The sequence below is a fragment of the Auritidibacter sp. NML130574 genome (genome assembly GCF_003185725.2).
GTDB lineage: Bacteria > Actinomycetota > Actinomycetes > Actinomycetales > Micrococcaceae > Auritidibacter > Auritidibacter ignavus.
Genome location: NZ_CP031746.1, coordinates 2,419,990 through 2,445,987, shown reverse-complemented (window position 1 = coordinate 2,445,987; position 25,998 = coordinate 2,419,990). Strand labels below are relative to the sequence as shown.

Genomic DNA, 25,998 nt, shown 5'->3' with positions numbered 1-25,998 from the left:
TTCTACCCCTTCTTGCCCGCTTTTTCGCCCCCGCTGGGCGTCTCAGCCGTTTGTCTCCAGTCTGTCTAGTCTAGCGCTGTTGCTGGTTGCGTTCGAATGCTCGGTGTGTGTTCATCAGCTCACCGGGGTTGGTTTGAGCTGCCAGCAAGGACAATTCACCGCACCACACGCTGGCGGCGATCAACCCGGCCAGCCGGCGGGAGTTCTCGCCGATCTCGCGGTCTTCGTTCAGCCCCATCCGTGCCATGGCTTGTTGCACGTGGGGCAGGTGCTTGCCGTTACCCACCGTGCCGACGATCAGGTGAGGCAGACTCACCGAGAAGTACAGGTCGCCCTCGCGGTTTTCTGCATAGGCGAAGCCCTGGGAGCCTTCGACAATATTGGCCGCGTCTTGGCCGGTAGCAAGATAGAAGGCCAAGAGCATGTTGGCAAAGTGAGCATTCGCCGATCGGATCGCTCCGGCGATGGTGGAACCCACATAGTTTTTCTGCACGACCAACTGAGTGAGCTGCTCGGCGGTGGTGCGCAGATTCTTCTCCACCACGTCGCGGTCGATGACCATCTCCACGGTGACCGAGATTCCGCGACCAAGCACACCGTTGACCGCGGTGGCTTTTTTATCGGTGCAGAAATTTCCTGACACCGACCCGTATCCCAGCCCCAGGTCCCAGCTGAGGATCTCCGACAGCACCGCGTCAGAGGCGGCGGTGACCATATTGTGTCCGGAGGCGTCCCCGGTGGTGTAGGCCAGTCGCACAAACAGCAAATTACCGACAATCTCGGGATTAATCTCGATGAGTTTGGCGTAGCGGGATCCGGCGGTGACCAGCTCGTTGAGGCGCTGGTGGCGGGCGTCGATAACCTCGGCCGCTCGTTGAGCGGTGCGCGCTGAATCGGCGGTGAGCAGAATCGAGCGGGTCATCCGCTGGTCATGCACTGTCGCCTGCAAGCCGGTCTCGTGGAGCCGGGAGATCTTCGCCCCACGCCCCACGGAGGGCCACAACGGGGTTTCGTAGGTCGCTAATGGAATGTCGATCATTTCGGTGGTGGTGAAGCCATCACCACCGATCCGTATCGGGCCTATCCAGCGGGTCGGCACCCCGGTGGGAAATTCCTGAGAGTAGGTGCTGGTACCCGGATCGCGTAGTGGGCTGTCGGTGGTCATCGGGTCTCCTTCCCAGAACGATTGGCCAACTGAGCCAGGTCGACCCCGCGGGCCAGGGCAAATTCGCGCACAGGCCCATGCAGGATCACATCGGTGTACTGCAACTCCTCGACGGTGTGCGCACCCAACAGCACCATCAGCTGGCGGATGCGGGTGAGCCAGATGCGGATCACCTCGGTGAGAGTTTCCGCACCATGGTGTCTGGCGATGGTCAAAAACGTGCCGGCTACCCCCACCGCACGGGCGCCCAATGCCAGGGCTCGCACCACGTCCAGCGGGTGGCGCACTCCGCCGGAGGCCAGCACCTGGAGTTCGCAGTGATGGTGCTCGGCGAGCTGGTGCGGGCTGGAGAGGATACCGGTGGCGTGGGCATCGAGCAGGCACCGGGCTGCCGAGGAGCCCAGCTGGGTGATCCACTCCCAGTTGCCAGCCTGGGCAATCGGATCCTCTCCGCTCGCGCGACGGTCGTTTTCAATGCGGGCGAAGTTCGTACCTCCAGAGCCGGCGACGTCGGCAATGGTCACCCCAATATCGCGCAGTTGGCCCAGGGTGCGGGCACTGAGTCCGAAACCGACCTCTTTGATGATCACCGGTACCCCATCGGGTTCCAGGGCGCGCACGATGTCTTCTAACAGTCCCAGCCAGTTGCTGAAGTCTCGCGAGCCTTCGACCATCACGGTTTCTTGGATGGCGTTGAGGTGAACTTGTAGCGCGTCGGCATCGAGCAGGTCCACCGCCCGGTGAGCATCTTCCACGCTGCGTCCGGCACCGATATTGGCCCAGATCAGCCCGTCCGGGTTCTCTTCGCGAATCACGCGAAAGGAGTCAGCGGTACTGGGCTCATCCAGCCCGATACCCACCGACCCGGAGGCCATCGGGATTCCGGTAGCCGCTGCTGCTTGAGCCAGGGCCCGGTTGATCTCCCGGGCCTGTTCGGTGCCTCCGGTCATGCCGTTGATGTACAGCGGGGCGACCAGTTGCCAGGGTCCCAGGGTAGCGTGGGTGGTCGTGGTCTCGGGGCTGATGCCGGCCAGGGCATGGTGGAGGATTTCGACCCGGTCGTAGTCGGTGACCACAGGATGGTCGGCCAGCTGGTGCTGTTGGGCGTCGGCCAAGCGAATATGGTCGTCTTTGCGCGATGCTGCCGTGGAGTTCACTGGTGATAGTCCTTTGCCTCGTACGGTGTCTCGTGCTGGCCCTGGTGCGATGCGGGCAGGTCTGGAGTTTCTATGATACGGGCTCCGGTGGGACTAACTCCGATCGGTAGCGGGGTGATGCCGGCTTCTTGCCAGGCTCCGGTGATCAGCGCGGTATCGACCGACTGGTCGGCCAGCACGATGCCGCAGTCTCCCCCACCGGCCCCGGAAGATTTGGCGCAGCACAGTTGGCCGCCGACCTGTTGGGCCAGGTCGATCAGTGTTTTCAAGGCCGGGGTTTCAATGCTGGTCCCGGTCAGCTGTTGCAACTGGTGCAAGGCGGTGCGGGTGGCGACCATCCCGTCGCGGACCGTGGCAAAGTCCCCGGATTCCAGGCCGGTGACCACGTCGGCGACAATGTGCTGATACATGGCCAGTAGCGACTGGAAACTCTCATCACTCTCGCTACAGGCCTGTTTGGAGCTATGGACTTCACCGACCAGCTGATCGGTCAGTGCCGGCCGGCCGGTCCATCCCACTAACACCGTGAGATTCTCGGGCACCGTGAGCCGCCGAAACGGGGTCTCGGCGAAGTGTTCCGAGGCCAACGCGTCGGTGACTGAGCTGACGGGGCCCTGCGGGTCCCCGGCGACATCTACGGGCAAGACCCGGGGCAACTTGGCGCGGTCCGGGGAGGTGTAGCAACTCCACCCTCCGCTCAGACAGGCGGCCACGTCGCCACCGGAGGCTCGCGGGGCCACCTGAATGGAGGCCAGCAGGCCCAGCCGGTATTTGTCGTACTCACTCAATCCAAGCTGGTAGAGCGCATCAAAGGCGGTCACGGTCGCCACGGTGATCGCCCCGGAAGAGCCCAGCCCGTACTTGGCCCCATTGGCGTCCCGGAGGTCATTGTGGACATCCAGGTCAACCGGGATACGGGTCAGTCCGCGTTCGGCCCGGAATTTTTCCATGATCACCGCGGTGGTCAGCGCATAGTCAGTGCCGGTGCGAGCGGTGTCGATGGCTTGAGAGATTCGGGCAGCGGTGAGCACATCGTGGCCCCGATGTGAGCCGGGTGCGCGCAGGGTGACGCTCAGGTACTTATTTACGGCAATTAACACGGCCGAGCATCCAGGCTCGACGACACCGTATTCGCCGGTGACATACAGCTTGCCGGGGGCTTGGGCGGTCAGCGGAAGGCGGCTGGACACTAGGGGGCCTCCACCAGTTGGGCCCCGGGCCCCGGAGCGAAGGTTTTCACCCCGGCCTGTGGGAGGAGCTCGTGCATGCGTGCCACGACGGTCTCGGCATCTTCCGGGCGGGAAATAATCACCACATTGGGGCCGGCGTCGGCAGTGGCGTAGCATTCGGTGCCGGCTTCACGCAGACCTGTTACGGCTTCGATGACCCGCCAGCTATCGGGGGCGAGGTAGCGGATCGGCGGGTTGGCGGAATTAATCAGTGCGTGCATCCGGTGGGCGTGTAGCTCGGTGAGCTCACCGATGGTTGTGAAGTCCTCGGCGGCACAGGCGGCCATCATCTGTTTCAGCACCGCTTCGGTGGTGGGGGCCCAGCCAGCAACAAAGGGGCTGGTCGACAGCGTACGACGCATTCCTTCACGGGAAGAGACTTTTTTCTGGGTGCCGGAAATGGTGACCGCGGTCATGCGCATGTCGGGGGCCTGGATTGCGGTGGCATAGCTGGTGGCGTCGTCGGTGCCAGCGTGCCAGACCGCAAACCGGTCGATCACCGACCGACAGGCGGAACCGGACCCGCGCCGGGCCAGCCGGGAGAGTTGGGCGGTATCTAGCGATAACCCATAGGCGGTGGCTGCGGCAGTGGCCAGGGCGGCAAAGCCCGAGGCCGAAGAAGCCATTCCGGCCGCGGTGGGCCCCTCGTTGCAGGAGGTGACCCGGGCGCGGGCGGTGGCGGTGTCCAGACCGGCTTCGGCGGCCAAGGTGCGCACCAGATCCAGGAAGGCGCTGATTTTCTGCGCGTTCGATCCGGTTTGTGGCGCACCGTTGAGTTCAAAGAGGTCTGTGTCGAGGTTATCGGCGGAGCTGTTGGCACAGCCGAGCAGTTCCACCCGAGTGGTGGTCGCAAAATCGTCCAGGGTCATTGACAGGGACCCGGCCAGAGGGATCATCAGTTGCTCATCGGCCTTGCCCCAGTACTTCACCAGGGCAATATTGGGGTGAGCTTGAGCAATGGCGTGACTCAACGATCCTCCTGGGCGGATGAGGGGGTGGGGGCAGAGGAGGGAGCAATCCGGGCGGTGGGTGCCGTCTGATTGTCGGTGGTGTTGGGGGTCAACGAGGTGGTCCAGACGCGGGTGGCGCCCACCGCGGTCATAGCCGCCGCGACTTTTCCGGCGAGTTCTTGGTCGGGGACCAGAGCAAGCACGCACCCACCGAGTCCCGAGCCGGTGAGTTTGGCCCCGTAAGCGCCGGCCTCAAGGGCCGCTGCGACCAGGGCATCCAGGGCCGGGGCAGAGACTCCCAGGTAGGCCAAAAGCGTGTGAGCTTCGTGCATATTGCGGCCCACACGCACCGCGTCACCGTCCCCCAAGGCCACGGCCACATCGTCGGTCAGATCGGCGAGATCCTCCATGACACGATCGACGACTGCCGGCTGGATATCACGTAGCATCCGGGTTCCTCCCACCGCGGCCGCGGTGGAGCCGACCGTGCCGGTATCCCCGATAACAAAGGTCAGTCCCGCGCCGACCTGAACGGTGGTGGGCTTGCCCTGTTGGAACCGCAATGGGGCCAGTGACTGCACCGCGTGGGCATCCAGTCCGGAGGAGGTACCGTGGGCAACGGTTTCGGCGGTCTGCACCAGCTCATGGGCTTCTGCCGGAGACAACCGGACCCCAGCGTGGTTGGCCACGGCTCTCACGACTGCCGCGGCGGTAGCCGCCGAAGAGCCCAGACCACGTTCAAACGGGATGGTTGAGCGCAAGATGACATCGAGTCGGTCGGCCCGCACATCCAATTTTTCTGCTGAGGCACGTAACGCGGTCACGATCGGCCCCATGTCTTTGGGGGCGTCGTTGAGCGGACCGGTGTAGAGATCGGTGGTGAGATACCCGCGCCGAGAATCGCGCACACTAGCGGTGGCTTGCAAGTCCAGCAGAGGTAGCGCGATCGCTGGTGCACCGTAGACCACCGCGTGTTCGCCGATCAGAATCGCCTTGCCGTGTGCTGAGCCCAGCCCGGACTGCACACCGGTCGAGGGGTCTTTGCTCTCGCGAGCTGTGGGCCCTTCTGGAGCAGTCACGACGGCGTGGTGGTGCCGAGAACCACGACGTGGGGCGTAATCCTGTGTTGGTTGCATGAACTCAATTACTGGTGCGTAGCTGACATGGGCATTCTAACGGTACGGTCCGCAGGCGTTGGTCGTCTCGCGAAATGTTTATTCTACGTGATCACCGAACCTCGCACGGCACTAGGCGTTCCACAACCCGTAGGAGTCGGCCAAATCGGCAATTTTTTGGGCGCGTGCCAGACGTGGCAGGTAGGACCCTTCCCCAGCTTGCGCGCCGGCTTCATGGGCGTCGAGCATTTCGTGAGCCCAGGCCAATTCGTCCTCGGATGGGCTTAGCGCCTTATTGATGTCTTCGACCTGGCTTCGATTCAAACACAGACGCCCGGTCATCCCCATCGACGCGGTCAGCTGGGAGCTTTCCACCACGGTCTCGACGGCTGCCTCCACCGCGGGCGGGCCGTCAATGGCGCCAGGAAGCTTGCCGACGCGGGAAGCATTGACCAACCGCGAGCGCGCATAAGCCATGGCCAGCGCATCTTCGGACACACCGACATCCTTGCGGTAGTCATTGGTGCCCAACGCTAAGCGGAAGGTGCCCGGTGCCCGGGCAATCTCCACGGCATTTTCGACTCCCACCGCAGATTCGATCAGAGCCAACACCGGAACGCCAGCACCCAGACGCATGGCGGTGTGTGAGACCTGTTCGGGGTGTTCAGACATGGCCAACATCACCCCACGTAGTCCGCTGAGTCCTTGGAGCTGACGAAGATCTTCGGCCCATTCATCGGTATTCGGGCCGTTAATGCGCACCCAGCCAGTCATCCCCGAGGTCAATGCCTCAACCACATTTTCCCGCGCCTGATCTTTCTGCTCTGCGGGAACAGCAGCTTCTAAATCCAGGATGATGGAATCGGCTTCGGATGCCATTCCGGGCGCAAACAGATCCTGTTGTGCTGCGCTCATCAACAGCCACGAACGAGACAATTTAGCGGGCAAAGCAGCAGCGCGTCGGTTCCTCAAAGGCATGCATTAAACATTAGTCGATCGCTGTGTAGCTGACACCGGCTGTTCACCCACAGCCACCGAGTAACCCGTCGCAGAACAGACCGGTTTCCCTGGTTTTAGCGGTAGGATCTTGGCAGATCGTGTTGCCGTTAATCCAATCTGCGCTCGGGAGTGCCCAAAACCATGTTGCTCGCTAAACGTCCTCGCGGCGGTTCTCTGTGGCCCCGCCTGTCTGCTGTGGCGGTCTGTGGCGCACTGGTTTTGACCGGCTGTTCCGACGAAAATTCGAACCCCGAATCCCTCGGTCCCGGAGGGACAGTCAACGTTCAAAAGCCCGATGACGATGGCTACACCTCCCTGCCGATCAGCTTGGTTGCACTGTCAGGTAATTACCCGCCAAATACCACCGGGAACACCTTTGGTTGCGAAGACCTGTTGGTTTCGGTCCAGTCCGCTCCCACCCTGGTGGAGAACGAGACCGATACGGTCAAACAGGCTGTGCAGTTTTTGCTGGATGACCAGCACTACCGTCACGGCGATCCGCCATTTACCAATTCCGTGGTGTTCTCTCGGGAATCGCTACAGGTTGAGGAAACCACCATCGACGGTGATACGGTAACCGTAAAGCTGTCTGGAGAGGTGGTCACCCGTAGCGACTGCGAGTCGCAACGCATTCTGGCGCAATTGAAGCAGACAGCCGAGCGGGCAGCGCATGTCTCACAATCAAAGATTACCGTCAACGACCAGCCCCTCAATGAAGTGCTCGGCATCGCTGATATTGAGCTGGGCGAGGAAATCACCACGGAGTCCTAGATCATGTCTCATTCCCCCACTGTCCCACGACTGGGGGCGGAATTTGCCCACACGCTCCCAGAGCTCAGCGTTCCTTTCTCCCCCCAGCCGGGCCCGGCTCCCCAGATGCTGTTACTCAATACTCAACTGGCAGAGGATCTCGGACTCGACCCGGACTTGCTGAGCTCAGACCCAGGCCTGCAGTTCCTCCTGGGCCAACACCTGGACGAGGATGCTGTCCCGGTGGCACAGAACTATGCCGGTCACCAGTTCGGCGCTTTTTCTCCGGTCTTAGGCGATGGCCGGGCTGTGCTGTTGGGCGAGCTCACCTGCTCTGCCACCGGACGTCGTGTTGACCTCCACCTGAAGGGGTCAGGGTTGACCCCGTTTGGGGCCGCCCGGGCCGGGGATGGCAAGGCGGTGCTCGGCCCGGTGCTGCGCGAGTATCTGATCAGTGAAGCCATGCATGCGCTCGGAATTGCTACCGCCCGCGCCCTGGCCGTCATCCTCACCGGTGAACGAGTTGTGCGGGGGCGCGAGACTCAACCGGGAGCGATCCTCGTGCGTGTCGCTGACTCTCATCTTCGCGTTGGTAGCGTGCAGCTGGCCCGCCACGTCAAACCGCGTTCAGACCAGTCCGAAGAGGTCCTGGACCGTCTGATACGACTAGCGCTCACCCGACATGCCCCGGACCGTCTGGAATCTGATCGACCCGCGGCTCAGGAGCTCTTGGCCCACACCGTGCACGCCCAAGCCGAGCTGGTGGCCTCGTGGATGCGACTGGGATTCGTGCATGGGGTGATGAACACCGACAATATGACCTTGAGCGGTCAGACGATTGATTATGGTCCCTGCGCTTTCGTGGACCGCTTTGACCCCACCGCAGTGTATAGCTCCATTGATACCAACGGCCGGTATGCTTTCGGCAATCAACCAGCGGTGGCCGAATGGAATCTCTCCCGCTTGGCCGAGGCGCTGTTGCCGAACATTGATCCGGATCCGAACCGGGCCTTGGAGATCGCTGAGCACCAGGTGCGCGAATTTGCCCCGGCGTTTGTCGACGCGTATGAACGAGGTTTGGCCGCGAAAGTCGGGCTGTCCGAACGCTACGACGACGACCACCGCGTCCGTGAGCTGGTGCGCGAGCTTCCCGAGCTGTGGCAAGAAACCCGGGTGGATCTCACCCAGTTCTTCCTCGGCCTCAGCAGGCTGGCAGGGACCATAGACGAGACCGACACCGATGTCCTCGGTGAGACCGAACGGGCCCGGACGTGGCTCACCCAGTGGCGAGCGCTCGAACCGGAAACCTCCGGACTGCAGGCCCTCAACCCGCGCTATATTCCGCGCAACCATCTGGTGGAAGAAGCCCTGGCGGACTCGGTGAGCGAGGTTGTCGCCCGACGAGATCGGGTCAGCGACAGTTTCACCACGCTATGGGACCTGGTGACCCACCCCTACGACTGGAAGCCCTATACGGAACGCTTTGAGCAACCGGCCCCGGAGAGTTTCACTCACAGTTTCCAGACCTTCTGCGGGACCTAGCCCACCGGGGTGCACGAGCTGTGGCATCTCAGCTGTGCACCCTTTTCTCATTTCTCAGAGGTAATTACACCTCGTCGAGGCCCTGGCCCGATGGTGAGACCAGAATTTTAATCGCGGATTCATTGTGGTTGATCAACGCATCGAACCCTTTGTCGATCAGATCGTCTAAACCAATCTTTCCGGTGATGAAGGGCTTGAGGTCAATCTTGCCCGATTCGACAAGATCGATGGTGTCTTTGTGGTCGTTGCAGTAACCGATCACCCCAGCCAGTTTGATCTCTTTCAGAACCAATTTCGGCATGTTGACCTCCGGCTTAGAGCTCCAGACCGAAACGTTCACAATCGTGCCGGCCGGGCGGACAGCCTCAATCAATGTATCGAGGACCACCGGCACTGAGCTACACTCGAAGCCCACGTCAACGCCCCGACCGTCGGTGATCTTCAGAACTTCCTCGACCACATCATCGTTGCGAGGGTCTAAGACGTAATCGGCGACACCGCTTTCTTCAGCCCGGTTGCGACGCAGATCCGAGGGCTCAGAGACGATGGTGGTGATTCCTTCAGCCTTTAGCACGGCGGTCGTGAGTACGCCGATCGGTCCGGCTCCACCAATTAATGCAATATCACCAGACTGAGCCTGAGAATTCACGTACGCGTGATGAGCGACCGACAAGGGCTCGATCATGGCTGCCTGGTCCAGAGGAACGTCATCCGAAATTGGGTGAACCCAGTGACGGTCCACGGCAATCTGTTCCGCAAGACCACCACCGCGGCCGACCAAACCAATAAAGCCCATGTTCGGAGACAAATTATAGTTTGCGGTATTTTTGTACTTTTCCTCAATGACGTAGGGCTCGACGACGACCTGCTGACCAATCTCGAGATCAGTCACACCGTCGCCCAGAGCGGCCACGGTTCCGGACATCTCGTGTCCTATCGTGACCGGAGCTTCTTCACCAGATATCGGGTGTGGATGTCCGGCCGGAGGAATCGAAAGAGGTCCTTCAAGATATTCATGGAGGTCACTGCCACAGATGCCACACCACGCCACATCGATCAGTACCTGGCCAGACTGAGCCTCAGGGGCATCGATGTCGTCAATTCGGATATCTTTTTGATCATAATAACGCGCTGCGCGCATGACGCCTCCCTGGCGGGGTATCAGATGTATGGAGATTCACTGCGTAGATGTGGGGCGTATGATTCCGATCCGCCCCATAACGCCCACCCTACTCGTGCAAGCACGTCTACCCCATGGCTCAATGACCGCCATTAGCTCACGACCCTGAAGGAACCAGGCGAGGGTCGTCGGTGGTGATCACATCAACTCCGAGCTCGGTGACCCGTTGGACGTCCGCGACGGTGTTGACCGTATAGACACTGAGCGCCATGCCGTGTTCGTGCACTGCCCGTACTGTGGTGGTATCCAGGGTGCGGTGGTTCGTCCCCATCGACAGGCAATGGCGTGCCGCATCGATCACCACGTGCCGGCTGGGAGGCTGATCGACCAAATATTGACCGTGTAGTCCTGGAACTCCGGCAACCACATCCCGGATGGTGGCGTGGTCGAAACTGATGCAACGCAGTCGGTGTTGCGCCACCAGCGAGGAGAAAACCGGGTCCTGGGTGAGCCGGCCGATGAGCAGCTGGATGATCCCCGGCGAGTGTGCTGGTTCTTTGACTTCCACAAACAGCTGCGCGTGATCGCCGAGTACCTGGGGCACCTGATCAAGGGTGGGGATGCGTTCGCCGGACAGCCCCTGTGGGCCGCGCAGTTGCAACTGGGAGAGTTCCTCGTAGCTGAAAGAACTCAGGGGGAGATGGTGTCGTTCGGGAAACACCTCGTCGATATTCGTGGTGCGCTGTAACAGACGGTCGTGGAAAACCACCGGAACCCCGTCAGCCGATAGCTGCACGTCGATTTCGACCGCATCCGCGCCAGCATCCAGGCCGGCCCGCAGAGCCAGCAGAGAATTCTCCGGTGCCAGCAGTGAGGCTCCCCGGTGGCCTACGACCAGTGGCCGGTCCCGGTGGCGGTCAGGAACACTCACAACTGAAATCTCCCGCGCTCGCGTCGACGATGAGTTGAGCCCAGTGGTCGTTATGCTCCCAACGTAGCTGCACCATGGTTTCGGTGGCTTCAACCACCGAGAAGACGCCCTGGAAGGCCGGGTGCTGGTTGCGCCACTGCATGAGCTGGAGCAACCGTTGATTGACGTCGCGTGACATCAATCGTTCGACCTCTTCGGCGGTGAAATAACTACGGTTGATATCGCGGCCCACGCCGGTGGAGGTCAACAATTCCATATCGTTGTCGGCAACCAGCGCGCCCATGTAGTACACCTGTGGGATACCGGGCAAGAAGAACTGGATGGCTCGTGCGGTGAGATAGCGTTGGTCATCCCGACCGAGCGCGTCGTAGTAGGTCGAGTTGACCTGGTAGAGGTCCAGGTTTGAGGCCGCTGCACCGGTGGCCAACCGGGATTGGCCGTCCGAGAGCCGATGGATGGTTTCCACCAGTGCATCAACGTCGGCGTCTTGCAGCAGTCCCGGACGATGGGGGTTGAGCTGGTCTGGCCCCACATCGATCACACCGATTCCGTCGTGAGTGTCCAGGACCGTGATCGCGTTGGTCGGACGCACCCGGATCCATTCGCTCAGCGCAGCGACCGACCCCGTGGTGAGAGTGTGGAGCAACAGTGGTGGCAAAGCAAAGTCGTAGACCCAATCCACGCGCGAGGCGATCTCGAGCTGAGTCTGGTAGTAGGAGTGGATCTCGACAAGAACTTCCATGCCCAGCTGGTGGGCTTGTTCAGTGAGTCTGCCGATGAATTCAAAGGTCTCGGGCATCATGAATGAGCTGGCCCCGGCCTGTTTGAAGGCATATCCCACCGCGTCCATGCGGATCAATTTCACGCCCGCTTCAGCCAGCTGGTGCAAGATCTCGGTGAGGTACTGTGCACCGTGATCGGAGTTGATATCAATGTCGATCTGTTCAGCGGTGAAGGTGGTCCACAGCAGGCGAGGTTGGCCGGCGACCCGGTAGAGGCTGAAGGGCAGTCCCGGCCGTGGCCGGTAGATGGCTAACAGCTGATCCTCGGTCGCTCCCTCGGGGAAGATCCCGGAGTAGGACAGGAACATATCGGCATACTCAGAGTCGGCGCCGTGGGCAAGAAAGTCTTGGAATTGCGGGGAGTGGGCTGAGATGTGGTTGACGATCATGTCGGAGCACAGATCGTAGGCCTCCGCCACGGAGGCCACATCCGGCCAGTCGCCCAATCGCGGGTCGACTTCGCGGTGGTCGATGGGGTCAAAGCCGGCATCAGCGCCGTCATAGGTGCGGAAGTACGGCAATAAGTGGACACCCGTGAACGCGCCCGGGAAGTAGGTGTCCATCCAGCGACGGGTAGTGAGCAGATCACCGCCGAAGCGGTTGGCGTAGACAATCAGTTGAACGCCATTCCGCAAGGTGGTGGCAGGGGTGCGGGATTCCGGCAGTGGTGAGGTGGTCATAACCGATTTCTGAGTCGCTGGGCCACATCGGGCCATTCGGGTGCGGTGATCGAAAAGTGCTCGATATCCACCAGATTACCGTCGCTGGCGAATCGAAAGCTACGAAACGTCTGCTCCTCGCCGGCACCACGTTGACCGATGGCTACCACCCAGCGGTCGTTGGGTGGTTGCGCGCATTGCGCCGTGCGCTAGTCGGTGCCGGCATCAAAGGCAGCCGAAAGTCCCAACTCGTCGGAGGCCTCATCGGGCTGGCCGGTAGCGGAGGCAATATCGGCGGCGCCTCCGACCTCGAGTTCACCCATCAGCTCACCGGTCGGGCCGGTGACCATACCGGTGGTGGCATACCGCTCCAGTCGAGACCGGGAGTCAGCGATGTCCAGGTTGCGCATGGTGAGCTGGCCGATGCGGTCTTCGGGGCCGAAGGCGGCATCGCCGACGCGTTCCATCGACAGCTTCTCCGGGTGGTAGGAGAGGTTCTCACCGGTGGTATCCAGGATGGTGTAGTCATCACCGCGACGTAGACGCAACGTGACCTCACCGGTCACTGCCGAGCCCACCCAGCGTTGTAGCGATTCGCGCAACATCAGCGACTGCGGGTCGAACCAACGACCCTCGTACATCATCCGTCCGAGCTTACGACCCAGCGTGAAGTAGTTATCGAGGGTGTCCTCGTTGTGAATGGCGTTGAGCAACCGTTCGTAGGTCACGTGCAATAGAGCCATCCCCGGAGCCTCGTAGATGCCGCGAGACTTGGCCTCAATGATGCGGTTTTCGATCTGGTCGGAGACGCCGAGACCGTGACGGCCACCGATTTCATTGGCCTTGTAAACCAGCGCCACCGGGTCTTCGAAGCGCTCACCGTTGATGCTCACTGGGCGTCCGGCTTCAAAACCGACCGAGACTTCCTCCGAGGGAACCTCGATCTCTTCGCGCCAGGTGGGGATACCCATGATCGGTTCAACAATATCCAGGCCGGTGTTGAGGAACTCCAGTTGCTTAGCCTCGTGGGTGGCGCCCCAAATATTGGCGTCAGTGGAGTAGGCCTTCTCAGCTGAATCGCGGTAGGGGTAGCCGTGCTCAACCAGCCACTCGCTCATTTCTTGACGGCCACCTAGCTCATCCACAAAGGCAGCATCCAGCCAGGGCTTGTAGATCTGCAACTTGGGGTTGGCCATCAGGCCATAGCGGTAGAACCTCTCAATGTCATTGCCCTTATAGGTGGAGCCATCACCCCAGATGTCAACGCCGTCTTCTTTCATAGCGCGCACCAGCATGGTGCCGGTCACGGCACGACCCAGCGGGGTGGTGTTGAAGTACGTCTTCCCCCCAGAGCGGACGTTGAACGCACCGCAGGCTAGGGCAACAAATCCTTCTTCCACCAGTGGTTTCTTGGCGTCCACGAAACGAGCGATTTCGGCACCGTAGTCCTTGGCACGCTGGGTGACGCCTTCCAGGTCCGGTTCATCGTACTGGCCAATATCGGCGGTGTAGGTGCACGGCGTAGCACCCTTTTCCCGCATCCAAGCCACAGCACAGGACGTATCGAGACCTCCAGAAAAGGCAATTCCGACGCGTTCACCTGTGGGCAGAGAAGACAAAACCTTAGACATAACTCCTACCTTATCGCCGAGGGCCGGTTGACCGGAATTCTTAACCCATTATGAGCCTGACCCGGGTTCCGTAGTGCCTCATGTCAAACTGAGCGCGAAGGGTAAGTCGTGCCTCACAGATCGTGAGCGCGAGAGGTCGCGTGGCTGCAGTGTCGTGCCTCAGCTAGTTTGAGCGCGAAAACTTGGGTTAGCTGGCTTTGGTGCGGATGCCGGTGGTGCGGCGTTTTTGCCGGGCCTGGTGCTTGCTGTCGAGGTCGGCGGCGATGGTGAGGGTTTTGTCTTTGGCCAGGCTGATCAGCCGGTCTTGGTAGGTCAGGATTTGGCGGGTCAGCTGGGCTGGATTGATCCTGCGGTAGATGGCCGCTAGCTCTTCTTGTTGGGCGGTGGAGAGGATCCCGGCATCCAGCAGCCGGTGGTAGGGAGTCTTGGGTTTGTCATAGAGGCGTTTGCGCCGCCCGCTGGCGTCTTGGGTCCAGCCGGTGGGTTTTTTGGTGGCGGTGAAGTAGTTGAGTTTCAAACCCACCACCTGCCATAGGGCCGCCAGGATGGCGCGTTGATCTGCGGTGTCGTACCGGTAGTGAAACCCAAATTTTCGCACGGCGTGGTTGTTTTTGGATTCCACGGTGGCTTGATCATTTTTTTGATACGGCCGGCCCCGGGTGAAAAAGATCAACCGGTCAGCAGCCCAGTGCATGACTTCGTGGTTGATGAACTCTGACCCGTTGTCACAATCTAAGCCCGCGATCCCATAGGGGATGGCGGCTGCGGCCCGGTCCAATCCTGCCAGGATGTGCACTTGGGCGTTATGACGGAGCACTTCTAGGTGCACCCACCCGGTGCGCACATCAGTCATGGTTAGGGTGCGGGCGAATTCGCCTTGCAGGGTTGGCCCGCAATGGGCCACCGTGTCGGTTTCGAAAAACCCTGGTTCGTCTTCGACCTCATCGCCGGCTTGTCGCACCGTAATCGAGTTGCGCAACAAGGCCCCAGGCTTGGTCGTAGCGATGCCTTTGAGGCGTAACCGGTCGCGTTCGGCCTTGAGATACCGGTCAATCGTGGCGGCACTCATGGCCACCAGCTGGGCACGCACCGTGGGGTTATACCCGGAGCGGCCAAACGCCAACTCATCGTGGGCTTCTAACGCGTCTAACCAGTCTTCCATCACCGGTTTCATGTATTTGCCCGAGGGCATGCCCATCAACCGCCACACCCGGATCAACTGCTTTTTCGCATTCGCCGAATACTTCGTGGGTTTATGCTTTCGACGGTCAATGCGCACCACGTTTTTGACCCCGATGGTCTGCGACGTCAGATACCGCCTGGCCGTGGACCGGCCCAACCCAGTGGAAGCACAAAACTGATCTAAAATCGCTGACTTCTCCGCCTTGGACCCCGTGCGATAATCCCTACGTAATTGCTTGGTGACTTCAATCCGAGCACTCATCGAGACAATGTCCTTATCCATGCGTTCACACTATGGCTTCGCGCTCACGATACGTGAGGCACGACCTGAGCTACGCGCTCAATATGAATAAGGTACGTCGGGTTCTAGCCTCAAGACTGGGGCAACACTAGGCTGTCAGACATGACCGATCAGCGCTCTTCCAGCAAGCACTCCGCCGATTTCGAACCCTTGCAGAACTGGATTGCTCCGGGCGAGACGCGAGAGCAGAACCAGGGTCTGATTATTGGCGGAAACCCGACCACCGGCCCGTATGCGCTCGTGTATTTCTCGGCAGCAAAAACCCAGCCACTGGCGATCTTCTCCGACCGTAACGACGCGGTGGCTACGGTGTCTCTGATCAATAGTCTGACCACGTCACCGGCCAGCTCCCGGATCGGTGGGGCACACGTGCGCGACGCTGAGACCTCCCAAGCTCCCGGGGTGCAATACCTTGGTTTCACGCTGACCACCAACGAGGAAAATAAGCCGGTTCCAGACACCACCAAGCCGGTGGCTCGGATGTGGGTCCTGCCCCATCGGCAGATGGAAGCCATTGCCCTGATGGAAGTTGATGGCCCTAACGGCCACCGAGCCCTGTGCCGGTTCTTGGATGACGAGGCGGCAAATCTCTTCGTGTCCACCATGGACGCTATCTTCGCCAGCATCTCGGACCGGGTCGCCTAAGCCACTATGTCGAGCCTGTAGGACACCGACACCACCAGGCTCGCACGCGAGCCCCCTCCGCCCCGGCTCATATTGTTGAACAAGATCTTGCAGATATTGTTCAACAACCTGTAAGCTACCCTCACAATATGCGTGATTCAGTTCACGTCACGGAGATACCATTCACCCGCGGAGGCCGCTGTGTCCAACACCCACGAAGAGGCAGGTCCCACCACGACCGCTGTATCCGAACAAGAACCCACCGTCTCGGAAACCACCAAAAAATCCAAAAAGCCCAAGAATGTTCGTCGCACCGCCTTGTTGGGTGCGATGTTCTTAATGGCCACCAGCTCGATTGGTCCGGGCTTTATCACCCAGACCGCCAACTTCACCGTTCAGCTCGGGGCCGCCTTCGCATTTGCGATCTTGGCGTCGATCCTCATCGATATCTGTGTGCAACTCAACGTCTGGCGCGTTATCGGTCTGTCCGGGATGCGCGCCCAAGAACTGGGCAATAAAGTCCTCCCCGGCATCGGCTGGGTGCTAGCCGGCTTGGTCTTCATCGGCGGCGCGGTATTCAACATCGGTAACATCGCCGGCGCAGGACTAGGCACCAACGCCATGTTCGGAGCAGATGCCCGTATCGGTGGCGCCATCTCGGCCGTGCTGGCTATCCTGATCTTCCTCTCCAAGCGCGCGGGTATGGCTCTGGACCGCATTGTGGTGATCTTAGGCGCCGTGATGATTCTGCTCATGCTCTACGTCGCCATCGTCGCCGCCCCACCGGTAGGCGAAGCCTTGAAGAACACTGTGATGCCCGAGCAGGTCGATATGTTGGTGATCACCACACTGGTCGGCGGTACGGTGGGTGGCTATATCACCTTTGCCGGCGCCCACCGCATGATCGATTCCGGCATTCGCGGACCCGAGTCCGTCCGTCAGATCACCAACACCTCCATTCTCGGTATTGTCGTCACCGGTGTGATGCGCGTGCTATTGTTCCTGGCCATCCTCGGTGTGGTTGCCTCTGGCGTCACGCTGGCGGCGGATAACGTGGCTGCCGATGCGTTCCGCCACGCCGCCGGCGAGATTGGCTTGCGGCTATTCGGTATTGTGCTCTGGGCTGCCGCGTTGACCTCGGTCATTGGCGCCGCCTATACCTCGGTTACCTTCATCACCCGTTCTGACGGTAGCGTGAAGGTCCGCAACTGGCTCACCATCGGGTTGATCGGTGTCTGCACGGTGATCTTCTTATTCGTCGGCCAGGCCCCACAACAGTTACTGATCTTTGCCGGTGCCTTCAACGGCCTGATTCTGCCGATTGGTTTCGGGGTGCTGCTGTGGGTGGCCTGGCGTCGTCGCGACCTGTTGCAGGGTTATCACTACCCGCGCTGGCTGGTGGTGATCGGAACCCTGGCCTGGGTGCTCACGCTCGTGCTGGCCGTTACCTCGTTCCTGCCCGCCATCGAGCTGATGACCGGTAACGCAGCATGACACTAACCCCCGCTCACGCCCGCCAAGCATTCCGTGCAGGACGGTTATCTCCCACCGCGGGACTGTGCGATGGTTATGCCCAGGCGAACCTGCTGATCGTGCCGCGTCACTACGCTTTCGATCTCTTGCTCTTCGCTCAGCGCAATCCGAAGCCCATGCCGGTGCTAGGAGTCCTGGAGCCGGGTCAGACGAGCTCGGAGCTGATCCCCGACGGAGATATCCGCACCGATGCACCCCAATACCGGGTTTACCGCCACGGCCAGTTGGTCGATGAGCCCCAGGACATCACCGGGCTGTGGCGGGACGATCTGGTCAGTTTCCTCATCGGCTGTTCGTTCACCTTCGAACGTGCCTTGGCTCAGGCGGGCATTCCGCTCGCTCATCAGCTCCACGGGCGGAATGTGCCCATGTATACCACCACTGTGCCGTGTCGGCCCGCCGGAGCAATCCGCGGGCCATTGGTGGTGTCGATGCGCCCGATTCCTGCCGAGCACATCGCCGAGGCGGTACGGATTACCTCTCGCTACCCGGCCGTGCACGGGGCCCCGGTCCATATTGGCGCCCCCGAACAGATCGGGATTACCGACCTGTATTCCCCGGATTTCGGAGATCCGCCAGCCGAGATCCCGCAGGGCTGGTTACCGGTATTCTGGGCCTGCGGTGTCACTCCTCAGGCGGCGGTGATGGAGTCAGCACCCGATCTGGCCATCGGGCACGCGCCCGGACACATGATGATCACCGATGCCCGGGATGCCGACTACCAGGTTCCCTAACCGGGTGTCCTCACGACGTGGTGCCGGCGCCTCGTCGCTGAGCGGTTCTGGATCGTTTTGGGACTGGGACATAAAGGTCAGCAACAGTGATTCAGCCCGAGCGAAATAGGGCGGGATCAACGCCGCAGCTTCTTCGCGCTGGTCCTGTAGCAAGCAGGTGACCACGTGCCGGTTGTCGTCGACAAACATCGAGTGAAAATCGGGAACTTCGGCCATGCCGTGAAAAACCAACCGCACTCTGGCCAGGGTGCGTTCCATGAGTTGAATCAACGAGGTGGACCCGGTCATCGAGGCAATGGTTTCGTGCACCAGCTGATTGACATCGGCCATTTTCGACACGGCCCCGGCCTCCCGGTAGTCCAGCGCCGCCGTGGTGGCCTCATCCAGGGTGCGTAGCTGCTCATCGGTGAGATGACCCCACATGATAGCGGCCGGTTCAATCATGCGACGCAGTTGATAGATTTCGCGCACATCCTCGTGGGTGGGTCGAGCAACGAACACGCCACGGTGCGGGATTTTCTCGACGAGCCCGTCTTCGCCCAGCAAGTGAAAGGCCTCACGCAAAGTGTTGCGGGAAATGCTCAGGCGGTCGGCCAGCCGGTGCTCGCCTAATTTAGTGCCGGGCACTAACTGGCCGTGGGAGATCTCAGCGCGCAACCTCGCGGCAGCTCGCTCGGCTGCCCCACTGAGCTTACTCACAGTGTCCTAGTTCCTCTCCCCGTCTCACGGGATCGCCCTCGTTAAAGGACTCACGCCGGAAGATTCCCGCCGTCGGAGCCCGCAACGTAGTTTCGGTCTTCATCGCTTCAACGACCACAACCGGGTCTGCGGTCTCGACCTGATCGCCGTCAGCGACTAACCACTTGACGATACTACCGTTCATGGGGGCAGTCAACGCTGTTGCTGACCGTTCAGTCGTCGCATCCTGGCCGGTCGAGTCCTCATCGCAAGCCCCGCCAGAACCGTGGCGCAGGGCACGGTAGAGCTCCTCGGGCAGACCCAAGGCGTGTGCTTTACCGTCCAGAGTGATGGTGATCTCTCGTCGTGCCGAACCCGGATGGGTCAGATAAGGCGAAGCCTGCAGTTCAGGGGTGAACTCGTCTTCAATCCAGGTGGTATAGACCCCGAATTCTTCGGTACTGGTGAAGTCCTCGGTCTCCAGCACCGCTTGGTGGAAGCCCACCACAGTCGGCACCCCGGTAATCACCAGTTCTTTCAGGGCCTGGCGCGCTCGAATCAGCGCTTGTTCGCGATTGGCACCGGTGATAATCAGCTTGGCCAGCATGGAATCATATTCCCCGGGAACCACTGAGCCGGAGACCACCCCGCTGTCCAGGCGCACGCCCGGACCGGTAGGAGACTCGAACCGCTCCACGGTCCCGGGGCTGGGCACAAAGCCCAACGCGGGGTCTTCGGCGTTGAGCCGGAATTCAAAACTGTGCCCGGTGGGTTCGGGGGTTTCCGTGAAGCTCAGCGGCAGTCCGGCAGCAATCCGGAACTGCTCGGCGACCAGATCCACCCCGGTGGTTTGTTCGGTGACGGGGTGTTCGACCTGCAACCGGGTATTGACCTCCAAAAACGAGATCAGCCCGTCGGGAGCCACGAGGTATTCCACGGTGCCGGCACCTGTATAACCGGCCGCCCGACAAATATCCTCGGCCGAGTCGTGAATCCGCTGGCGTTGTTCCGGGCTCAACCAGGGGGCTGGAGCTTCCTCAATGAGTTTCTGGTTGCGTCGCTGCAGTGAGCAGTCGCGGGTACCGACCACGACCACATTGCCGTGAGTATCGGCCACGACCTGGGCTTCGACGTGGCGGGGCCGCTGTAAGAAGCGCTCAACAAAGCACTCGCCGCGACCGAAAGCGGTGCGAGCTTCACGCACCGCCGAATCGTAAGCGGATTCGATGTCATCGACACGGTGGACGATCTTCATGCCGCGTCCGCCACCGCCGAAGGCGGCTTTAATGGCGATCGGTAGGCCGTGTTCTTCACCGAAGGCTCGAGCCTCATCGGCAGATTCCACCGGCCCGTCCGAGCCGGGAACCAGCGGGGCGCCCACCTCAACGGCCAGTGCCCGGGCGGAGAGCTTATCTCCCAGGGTGGCAATGGCGTCGGGGCTGGGACCGATCCAGGTCAGTCCAGCCTCGATCACGGCACGGGCGAAATCGGCGTTTTCTGACAGGAACCCGTACCCGGGATGCACCGCGTCGGCTCCGGACCGGCGGGCGATCTCCAGGATTTTGTCGATATTCAGGTAGGTGTCGGCCGAAGCGGATCCCTCCAGCGCGTAGGCTTCATCGGCCACCGCGACGTGCAGGGACTCAGCATCGGGGTCAGAGAAGATCGCCACCGAGGCCAGATGACAGTCGCGGGTTGCCCGGGCAACGCGCACCGCGATTTCGCCACGGTTGGCGATCAGGACTTTGGACATCCGCCCGGTGAGTTGCTGGACTGTGGTGGCGATGGAGTCAGTGTTGGTCATGGTGGGTGTCCTTGCCTGGGTTGTCATCAGTTGTCTCGTCATCAATCTGGAACCTCACGGTGGCTCCGGGTGGCAATTGCGCAGCTAGGTCCAGGTCGTCCTCAGCCACCACACCGATCACCGGATACCCGCCGGTGACGGGATGATCAGCCAGAAACAGCACCGGCAGACCCGATGGTGGGACTTGCAGGGCTCCGGTCACGGCTGGTTCAGACGGCAGTTCCGCGTCCTGAACCCGTTGTAGCGCGGCGCCGTCCTCGGGAAGTTCGAACCGCACGCCGATGCGGTTGGAGTCGTCGGAGACCCGCCAGGGTTGGCCAGTCAGCTGTTCCAGTCCGGCGGGACCGAACCAGTCATCGCGTGGCCCGGGGAGCACCCGCAGTACGGTAGCTGGCCCGTCGACTCTCGGCAGAGTGGGGTGCACTGCTGGTTCGGCAGTTCCGGTGGCGGCTAGGGGGTGTTGGGGTTTATTGACCGCAAGAACGGCGCCTTCCCGCACCGATTCTGGTCCGATGCCCGACAGCGTGTCGGTAGCGCGACTGCCAAGCTGGTCGGTCGCCTCCAGGCCACCTCGGACCGCCAGGTAGGTGCGTAGCCCGGCCTCAGGGGTGGGAAGGTGCAGGTGTTCACCGTCGAAGAGCGCAAAAGCTGCGTTGACCGGAGCCAGCCGAGAACCGGTCGGTGCGGTCTCCGGGGCCCAAATCTGTGCAGGGGTGCCGGTTCCGGTGAGCGCCAGCACGTGGTGCCCGCGGGCTTGGATCGTCAGCCCGCCCATGAGCACTTCAAGGACGGCGGCGTCGGAGTCGTTACCGACCAGCCGGTTGGCTTGCCGGGCCGCGGCCCGATCGGCCACCCCGGAGTGGCTGACTCCCAGATCGGCGTAGCCGGGCCGCCCCAGGTCCTGCACCAAGGTCTGGAGTCCGGTGGTGATAATTTCCAGCCCGTGTTGCGGTGTTGCGATGGCACTGAGCTTCTCGGGTGGTTGCTCACCAGACCGGTGATCGGTGGAGTTCTGGGTGGTGGTCAGCCGTTCCCGGACGGCGTGATACTGAACGCGGTCACCGGGGGCAACCAGCGCTGGAGAGGACCGGTCAAGATCCCACATCACCGCGTTGGTGTGACCCAGAAGTTGCCACCCGCCCGGTGAGGCTTGGGGATAGACGGCGGAGAATTCTCCCGCCACGGCCACCGACTGTGCTGGTACCCGTGTCCGCGGCGTTGGCCGGCGAGGAATGGAATAGCTGTCGCCGGTGGAAACCAGATAGGTGAATCCTGGGGCGAAACCACCGAAGGCGCCCAACCATGTGGTGCCGGTGTGCCAGTTGATCACCTCATCGACACTCATGGACAACTGGGTGGCGACTTCGCAGAGATCTGCACCGTCATACACCACCTCGACGGTGATCAACGCGCCGTCGTGCGATGCGGCATCCGATAAGTTCCACTGGGTCATGTCTTCGGCGGCGTGGCGGGCTTCGGCGTCGGTGTCAAAGAATAGCCCCACGGTGCGAGCCGCGGCCAGGACTTCGCGTTGGCCTGCGACCGGGTGGGTGGACAGGCGCTGGTGGAGCGCCATGACCTGATCGATATCGGCGCATTCCACCAGAAAGCAGCGACGACCGGCCCAGCGGATGGTCGGGGCGCTCATGCGAAGGACTCGATCGTCACACCGGCTTCTTCCAGGCCACGACGCACCGCGGCAGCCATCGACACTGCCCCGGGTGTGTCGCTGTGAACGCAGATGCTACCGGCGTTGACCTGTATCTCGGTGCCATCAACGGCTTCAATGATGCCTTCAGTGGCCAGACGCACCATCCGGTGGACGACCTCCTGCTCGTCGTGGAGCACCGCGCCGGGTTGTCGGCGGGAGACTAGGGTCCCCTCCGGGGTGTAACCCCGATCGGCAAACGCTTCATAGACCACGGGCAGTCCCGCTGATTCGGCCAGGGAGGCGGCAATAGAGCCGGGCAGAAGCAACAGTGTCAGTCCGTGACCGTGGGTGACCAGCGCATCGACCACAGCTTCGGCGTGTTCGCGGTGGTTGACGATGGTGTTATACAGCGCGCCATGGGGTTTGACATAGGCCACCCGGGTACCAGCTGCTGTAGCCATGGCGTCGAGGGCCCCGATCTGATAGAGCACATCGTTGCGCAATTGGTCGGGGTCCTCATCCACGAAACGACGTCCGAATCCAGCGAAGTCGTTGTAGGAAACATGGGCGCCCACCGTGAGCCCGCGCGTAGCTGCCAACTGGCAGGTGTTGCGCATAATGGAGGGGTCGCCCGCGTGAAACCCACAGGCCACATTGGCCGACGACACTGAGGAGAAAATCGCGGCGTCATCACCCATGGTGTAGTTCCCGAAAGACTCTCCCACATCACTGTTGATATCGATCGTGAGTTTGTGCTCAGCGTTCACGACGTGTCCTCCGTCTCATCTCGAGTGGTGTAGATCTCTAGAATGCCACACAACCCTCAAATTGTTCAACAATCCGAGGGTTCTGTGAGCGTCGGAGGAGGCCTCGAGATCTAAGAGAAGTTCTCGAGCAGAATCTCAGCCAACCGTTCGGGTTGTTCCACGGGAATCTGGTGGGCGGCCTGATCGACGGTGGCCTGGGCACCGTGCTGCACCCGATCGGCAATCAGGTGAGCATCCGAGGAGGAACACACCTGATCGTCGGCACCGTTGATCGCCACGATCGGCACGGAAATCTTCGGCAGCGCTTCGCGCACATCGAAGGCACCCAGAGCTTCACATAGCCGAGCGAAGGACACCTGGTCGGCTTTTTCTAATACCGTCTGCAACGATTCAGCCCGGTCGGGGTGCTGGTCGGTAAAGCCTTCGGCGAACCACCGACTCACCGAGCCAATCACTTGGGTTGCGGTGCCGGCCGATTCGACCAGTTGGGCGCGCTCTTGCCAACCCGCCTGCTCGCCGATTTTGGCCGCGGAGGCCACAATGGCGATTCCGTCGAAGAGTTCTCCATGGTCGAGACCGAGCTGGAGCCCCACCTGACCGCTGATCGAGACACCGGCGTAGTAGACCTTGGCCTCCGGACCAATGGTTCCCTCAGCCCGCTGGGTGGTGATGATTGCAGCCACCGCATCCGCCAGGTCCTCAATCCGCACTTTGGCCTGGTGGGGCGGTGAGGTGTCGTGGCCGGGCAGATCCCAACCGATGACCCTGAAGCGCTCTGCCAAGTGGTTGGCCGCGTGCTGCCACAGCCCACGCACCCCGGTCCCCATGCCGGCTCCTACCACCAGGACATCTTTGTCGGTAGCAGGTGAATCGGTCAGCGAGACGGTATTGACCACCGGGGTGGATTGCTCGTCGCTCGCGTGCTTCAGCTGGTCGGTCATTGATTGGCTCCATTCTCGGCAGACGTCTGTCGTTGAGTGAGTCGGCCCCGATCGTGTTGCTTCCCCGCCTGACGACATTGTCAGGCACGGTTCGGCCTGAACTCTCACGACACTTCAGTTCACTTCAATTCCACCAGTGTAACGTGACTGGCTTAACATCAGAGGGCCATCAGGCCGATCCTCCGCGACACAAATTCCCAGGAAACGTTCATATTTCCTCCAGCGTCTAATCATCTGGGGTCATTACGATGTTAAACATCCTCTTCGAGGTGTGAGTGATGAGTAGAGCCGACCCGGTTGCTGTCGACAGCAACCGGGTCGGCTTCTTTAATGCTGGTCTGCCCCGTTTCACCCGGTTTGTCCTGGTCCATGGGCAGACAGGTCTCTGCACTATTCGTCCAATAGCACCGCAGGTTCAGCCAACACGGCAGCGATTTCACCTAGGTAGGTGGCAATCTCTGCTCCGTCGACCACGCGGTGGTCGAAGGAGCCCCCGAGGGTCAGCACGGTGCGGGGCACGATCTGGTCATCCACCACCCACGGCTTCTTCGACCCTTTACCCAAGCCCACGATCGCGGTGTGGCCCGGGGTGAGGATCGGGGTTCCGGCATCGAGACCCAGCGACCCGAAATTGGTGATCGACACGGTACCACCGGCGAGTTCGGCCGGTTGGGTCTTGCCTTCTCTGGCGCGGGAGGTCAATTCCATCATCGCTCGCGCGATATCCTTCAGGCTCAACAAGTCCGCCTGCGGGATCACCGGTACGATCAGCCCGCGAGGCGTGGCGGCTGCGACCGCGACGTTGACGTGCTGGTACTGCACGATCTCGTCGGGTTGGCCATCTTGTGTCCCCGATTCCCACAGCGAGTTGAACTGAGGGTAGATCGTGGCGGCGCGGACCATGGCTCGGATGGCCAGGATCATCGGGCTAACTTTGATGCCTTCCCAGGAGGGTGAGGCCTTGAGCTGGGCCAAGAACTCCATGCTACGAGTGATGTCGACGTCTTTAAACACCGAGACGTGCGGAGCCTGCGAATACGACTGCATGACCGCGTTCGCGGTGGCTTTGCGCACACCTTTAACCGGGGTGCGCGCAACGATAGCCCGGGGATCGGTGGCCTGTGCCTGAGCTCGGGTTCGACCCGATGTAGCCGTGGCACCAGCGGGAGTGGACTGGTTCAGAAAGCCCTCCACATCCGCGCGGGTGACATCGCCGCGAGGACCGGTTGGTGTGACCTGCGCAAGATCGACGCCCTGGGTCTTGGCGAAGTATCGCACCGGTGGCTTGGCCAGCACCACAGTTGTCGCCGGTGTCGGACTCGGTGCTTGCTCCGGTGCTGACTCTGGTGCTGGGTCAGGCTTCTGGCTGGCCGTGCTCGGGTGGGCTGGGGTGGCGGGTTTTTTCCGTGCCCGGCGACGGGTAGCTTCATTTTTCGGCCCAGAACCCACCAAGGGTTTATCGGCCGCTACTGCACTGTCTCCGTTGGACTCAGATTCGTCGCCGGCGGTTGCTGAGTCGCCAATACCAATCAGGTCTTCACCGACCAGCACGGTATCGCCGACCTCAGCGAAGAGCTTGTGGATGGTGCCGGCAAAGGGGCTGGGGAGTTCAACCAGTGATTTAGCGGTCTCAATTTCGACCAGCACATCGTTGACGGCAACGGTGTCACCGACGGCAACCCGCCATTCGACAATATCGGCTTCGGTCAGGCCCTCTCCCACATCGGGGAGCTTAAAAATTTCCATGAATACC

General features: G+C 61.3%; 22 protein-coding genes. 5 read left to right on the top strand and 17 right to left on the bottom strand.

All coding sequences use genetic code 11. The annotated features are described in order from the left end of the window. Positions 1-70: 70 nt before the first annotated feature. The 6 genes from DCC27_RS11095 to DCC27_RS11070 form a co-directional block, all read right to left on the bottom strand. On the bottom strand, positions 71-1,165 hold the full coding sequence (locus DCC27_RS11095) for a hydroxymethylglutaryl-CoA reductase (RefSeq protein ID WP_110110975.1): 1,095 nt from the start codon (positions 1,163-1,165) through the stop codon (positions 71-73). Further along, positions 1,162-2,322, bottom strand: a complete 1,161-nt coding sequence (gene fni, locus DCC27_RS11090; RefSeq protein WP_110110974.1) for a type 2 isopentenyl-diphosphate Delta-isomerase — start codon at positions 2,320-2,322, stop codon at positions 1,162-1,164. Before fni ends, DCC27_RS11095 begins: the two co-directional genes overlap by 4 nt. Continuing rightward, a complete protein-coding gene (locus DCC27_RS11085) occupies positions 2,319-3,512 on the bottom strand; it encodes a phosphomevalonate kinase (protein WP_110110973.1) in 1,194 nt (397 codons plus the stop codon). The genes fni and DCC27_RS11085 overlap by 4 nt, the downstream gene beginning before the upstream one ends. Beyond that, on the bottom strand, positions 3,512-4,522 hold the full coding sequence (mvaD, locus tag DCC27_RS11080) for a diphosphomevalonate decarboxylase (RefSeq protein WP_110101427.1): 1,011 nt from the start codon (positions 4,520-4,522) through the stop codon (positions 3,512-3,514). The genes DCC27_RS11085 and mvaD overlap by 1 nt, the downstream gene beginning before the upstream one ends. Continuing rightward, positions 4,519-5,637 carry a mevalonate kinase gene (gene mvk / locus DCC27_RS11075; RefSeq protein ID WP_110098140.1) on the bottom strand — a complete coding sequence of 373 codons (1,119 nt, stop codon included), beginning with the start codon at positions 5,635-5,637 and terminating at the stop codon, positions 4,519-4,521. Before mvk ends, mvaD begins: the two co-directional genes overlap by 4 nt. Before the next feature lie 111 nt (positions 5,638-5,748). Beyond that, on the bottom strand, positions 5,749-6,594 hold the full coding sequence (locus DCC27_RS11070; protein WP_110098141.1) for a CoA ester lyase: 846 nt from the start codon (positions 6,592-6,594) through the stop codon (positions 5,749-5,751). 162 nt (positions 6,595-6,756) lie between these two features. Here DCC27_RS11070 and DCC27_RS11065 point away from each other — a divergent pair, with 162 nt between their 5' ends. Together DCC27_RS11065 and DCC27_RS11060 are read left to right on the top strand one after the other, a co-directional pair. Further along, positions 6,757-7,386: a GerMN domain-containing protein gene (locus tag DCC27_RS11065; RefSeq protein ID WP_146206445.1), complete on the top strand. Its 630-nt coding sequence runs from the start codon at positions 6,757-6,759 to the stop codon at positions 7,384-7,386. Between the two features lie 3 nt (positions 7,387-7,389). Continuing rightward, entirely contained in the window at positions 7,390-8,907 is a 1,518-nt protein-coding gene (locus DCC27_RS11060; RefSeq protein WP_110110972.1) for a YdiU family protein, read from the top strand. Between the two features lie 64 nt (positions 8,908-8,971). Here the strand turns inward: DCC27_RS11060 and DCC27_RS11055 are convergent, their stop codons facing one another. From DCC27_RS11055 to DCC27_RS11035, 5 genes are all read right to left on the bottom strand, one after another. Further along, a complete protein-coding gene (locus DCC27_RS11055) occupies positions 8,972-10,048 on the bottom strand; it encodes a 2,3-butanediol dehydrogenase (RefSeq protein ID WP_110110971.1) in 1,077 nt (358 codons plus the stop codon). A 136-nt stretch (positions 10,049-10,184) separates the two neighbouring features. Next, positions 10,185-10,958, bottom strand: coding sequence for a glycerophosphodiester phosphodiesterase family protein (locus DCC27_RS11050; RefSeq protein WP_158278473.1), 774 nt, complete (start codon positions 10,956-10,958; stop codon positions 10,185-10,187). Further along, positions 10,945-12,420, bottom strand: coding sequence for a sucrose phosphorylase (gtfA, locus tag DCC27_RS11045; protein ID WP_210403475.1), 1,476 nt, complete (start codon positions 12,418-12,420; stop codon positions 10,945-10,947). Before gtfA ends, DCC27_RS11050 begins: the two co-directional genes overlap by 14 nt. 188 nt (positions 12,421-12,608) lie before the next feature. Then, entirely contained in the window at positions 12,609-14,030 is a 1,422-nt protein-coding gene (argG, locus tag DCC27_RS11040; protein ID WP_110101421.1) for an argininosuccinate synthase, read from the bottom strand. Positions 14,031-14,217: 187 nt separating this feature from the next. Beyond that, a complete protein-coding gene (locus DCC27_RS11035; RefSeq protein ID WP_210403474.1) occupies positions 14,218-15,495 on the bottom strand; it encodes a DDE-type integrase/transposase/recombinase in 1,278 nt (425 codons plus the stop codon). Between the two features lie 120 nt (positions 15,496-15,615). Here DCC27_RS11035 and DCC27_RS11030 point away from each other — a divergent pair, with 120 nt between their 5' ends. The 3 genes from DCC27_RS11030 to DCC27_RS11020 all read left to right on the top strand — a co-directional run bounded on the left by DCC27_RS11030 (position 15,616) and on the right by DCC27_RS11020 (position 18,404). Continuing rightward, the gene (locus tag DCC27_RS11030; RefSeq protein ID WP_110110932.1) at positions 15,616-16,158 is read left to right on the top strand and encodes a hypothetical protein; all 543 of its coding nucleotides are present in this window, start codon (positions 15,616-15,618) and stop codon (positions 16,156-16,158) included. A 297-nt stretch (positions 16,159-16,455) separates the two neighbouring features. Next, the gene (locus DCC27_RS11025; protein WP_233242879.1) at positions 16,456-17,631 is read left to right on the top strand and encodes an NRAMP family divalent metal transporter; all 1,176 of its coding nucleotides are present in this window, start codon (positions 16,456-16,458) and stop codon (positions 17,629-17,631) included. Next, positions 17,628-18,404, top strand: a complete 777-nt coding sequence (locus tag DCC27_RS11020) for a putative hydro-lyase (RefSeq protein ID WP_110098147.1) — start codon at positions 17,628-17,630, stop codon at positions 18,402-18,404. Before DCC27_RS11025 ends, DCC27_RS11020 begins: the two co-directional genes overlap by 4 nt. Here DCC27_RS11020 and DCC27_RS11015 read toward each other — a convergent pair. From DCC27_RS11015 to DCC27_RS10990, 6 genes are all read right to left on the bottom strand, one after another. Next, complete coding sequence (locus DCC27_RS11015) at positions 18,321-19,103, bottom strand: GntR family transcriptional regulator (RefSeq protein ID WP_110110933.1); 783 nt, start codon at positions 19,101-19,103, stop codon at positions 18,321-18,323. The genes DCC27_RS11020 and DCC27_RS11015 overlap by 84 nt on opposite strands. Beyond that, positions 19,096-20,835, bottom strand: coding sequence for a biotin carboxylase N-terminal domain-containing protein (locus DCC27_RS11010; RefSeq protein ID WP_110101451.1), 1,740 nt, complete (start codon positions 20,833-20,835; stop codon positions 19,096-19,098). Before DCC27_RS11010 ends, DCC27_RS11015 begins: the two co-directional genes overlap by 8 nt. Positions 20,836-20,872: 37 nt before the next feature. Continuing rightward, positions 20,873-22,534: an urea amidolyase family protein gene (locus DCC27_RS11005; RefSeq protein ID WP_110110934.1), complete on the bottom strand. Its 1,662-nt coding sequence runs from the start codon at positions 22,532-22,534 to the stop codon at positions 20,873-20,875. Next, a complete protein-coding gene (locus tag DCC27_RS11000) occupies positions 22,531-23,304 on the bottom strand; it encodes a LamB/YcsF family protein (protein WP_256372019.1) in 774 nt (257 codons plus the stop codon). The genes DCC27_RS11005 and DCC27_RS11000 overlap by 4 nt, the downstream gene beginning before the upstream one ends. Before the next feature lie 110 nt (positions 23,305-23,414). Next, on the bottom strand, positions 23,415-24,245 hold the full coding sequence (locus DCC27_RS10995) for an alpha/beta fold hydrolase (protein WP_166769842.1): 831 nt from the start codon (positions 24,243-24,245) through the stop codon (positions 23,415-23,417). A gap of 390 nt (positions 24,246-24,635) precedes the next feature. Continuing rightward, positions 24,636-25,991: a dihydrolipoamide acetyltransferase family protein gene (locus DCC27_RS10990; protein ID WP_110110936.1), complete on the bottom strand. Its 1,356-nt coding sequence runs from the start codon at positions 25,989-25,991 to the stop codon at positions 24,636-24,638. Positions 25,992-25,998: the final 7 nt, after the last annotated feature.

Excerpts from the sequence above, each read along its gene's own strand:
- DCC27_RS11095 (WP_110110975.1), bottom strand. The coding sequence starts at position 1,165 with ATGACCACCGACAGCCCACTACGCGATCCGGGTACCAGCACCTACTCT.
- mvk (WP_110098140.1), bottom strand. The coding sequence starts at position 5,637 with ATGCAACCAACACAGGATTACGCCCCACGTCGTGGTTCTCGGCACCAC.
- DCC27_RS11070 (WP_110098141.1), bottom strand. The coding sequence starts at position 6,594 with ATGCCTTTGAGGAACCGACGCGCTGCTGCTTTGCCCGCTAAATTGTCT.
- DCC27_RS11065 (WP_146206445.1), top strand. The coding sequence starts at position 6,757 with ATGTTGCTCGCTAAACGTCCTCGCGGCGGTTCTCTGTGGCCCCGCCTG.
- DCC27_RS11060 (WP_110110972.1), top strand. The coding sequence starts at position 7,390 with ATGTCTCATTCCCCCACTGTCCCACGACTGGGGGCGGAATTTGCCCAC.
- DCC27_RS11055 (WP_110110971.1), bottom strand. The coding sequence starts at position 10,048 with ATGCGCGCAGCGCGTTATTATGATCAAAAAGATATCCGAATTGACGAC.
- gtfA (WP_210403475.1), bottom strand. The coding sequence starts at position 12,420 with ATGACCACCTCACCACTGCCGGAATCCCGCACCCCTGCCACCACCTTG.
- argG (WP_110101421.1), bottom strand. The coding sequence starts at position 14,030 with ATGTCTAAGGTTTTGTCTTCTCTGCCCACAGGTGAACGCGTCGGAATT.
- DCC27_RS11035 (WP_210403474.1), bottom strand. The coding sequence starts at position 15,495 with ATGGATAAGGACATTGTCTCGATGAGTGCTCGGATTGAAGTCACCAAG.
- DCC27_RS11030 (WP_110110932.1), top strand. The coding sequence starts at position 15,616 with ATGACCGATCAGCGCTCTTCCAGCAAGCACTCCGCCGATTTCGAACCC.
- DCC27_RS11020 (WP_110098147.1), top strand. The coding sequence starts at position 17,628 with ATGACACTAACCCCCGCTCACGCCCGCCAAGCATTCCGTGCAGGACGG.
- DCC27_RS11010 (WP_110101451.1), bottom strand. The coding sequence starts at position 20,835 with ATGTCCAAAGTCCTGATCGCCAACCGTGGCGAAATCGCGGTGCGCGTT.
- DCC27_RS11005 (WP_110110934.1), bottom strand. The coding sequence starts at position 22,534 with ATGAGCGCCCCGACCATCCGCTGGGCCGGTCGTCGCTGCTTTCTGGTG.
- DCC27_RS10995 (WP_166769842.1), bottom strand. The coding sequence starts at position 24,245 with ATGACCGACCAGCTGAAGCACGCGAGCGACGAGCAATCCACCCCGGTG.
- DCC27_RS10990 (WP_110110936.1), bottom strand. The coding sequence starts at position 25,991 with ATGGAAATTTTTAAGCTCCCCGATGTGGGAGAGGGCCTGACCGAAGCC.